We start from the raw sequence: 1,010 nt of genomic DNA on the forward strand, positions 1-1,010 counted from the left end.
GGGCCGCACGGGTGCCCTGATCGCCCCCGTGGTGGACCACATGGCCAAGCGGCTGAAAGCGGACAGCACGCGGCTTTATGTCGATGAGACCACCGCCCCGGTGCTGGATCCGGGGAAGGGAAAGACCAAGACAGGCTACCTTTGGGCGGTCTTGCGTGATGATCGCGGCTGGGGCGGGACCGCGCCGCCCGGTGTGGTGTTCCATTACAGGCCCGGGCGGAAGGGCGAATATGCCGCCGAAATCCTCGAGGGGTTCAACGGCACGATCCAGGTCGATGCCTATGGCGGCTATTCCCATCTGGCCACGCCCAAGCGCACGGGGGGCAAACCGTTGCTGCTGGCCTTCTGCTGGGCGCACGGGCGACGCAAGCTGATCAAGGCCAAGCCCCAGAAGGGCTCCCCCATCGTCGACGAGGCGCTCTTGCGCATCGCGGCACTTTACAAGCTTGAGGATGCAATCCGTGGGTCCGACCCGGACCACCGCCGGGCTGTCCGGCAGGAGATGTCCCGGCCATTGGTCGATGAATTCTTCACCTGGCTGAAGGCGCAGGCCGCCCGCGTCTCGCGCAAGTCGGACCTCGGCGAGGCAATGGCCTACATGCTGAAACGTCAGGACGGCTTCCGGCTGTTCCTCGACGATGGCCACGTCGACATCGACTCCAACCTGGTGGAAAACGCGATCCGCAGCCCCGCCATGAACCGCCGCAACGCTCTGTTCGCAGGCCATGATGAGGGCGGAAAAAACTGGGCCCGCTTCGCCAGCCTGATCGGCTCCTGCAAGATGATTGGCGTCGAACCCTATGCCTACCTGCGCGATCTGTTCACCAAACTGGCCAACGGCCATCTCGACAAGGACATCGATGCCCTGATGCCGTGGGCCTATCCCAGGCAGACCGAGGGTTCATAAGGACCTCGTCTCGTAGTCCCTGACGAGCTACCAACCGACCTCCGCTCTATCCACTCGCCGCACCGCGCAAGCGCGAAATCAATGGGGCGTGGCCGCCGCATAC

1 protein-coding gene is annotated in these 1,010 nt (G+C 64.3%); it reads left to right on the top strand.

All coding sequences use genetic code 11. The features are described from left to right. Positions 1-907: IS66 family transposase (gene tnpC / locus ACK8OU_RS20285; protein ID WP_410305135.1), on the top strand; the 907-nt coding region annotated here is incomplete at its 5' end. Positions 908-1,010: the final 103 nt, after the last annotated feature.

Origin of the sequence: Pontitalea aquivivens, from assembly GCF_046507575.1 — a bacterium.
In the GTDB taxonomy this organism is placed as follows: domain Bacteria; phylum Pseudomonadota; class Alphaproteobacteria; order Rhodobacterales; family Rhodobacteraceae; genus Pontitalea; species Pontitalea aquivivens.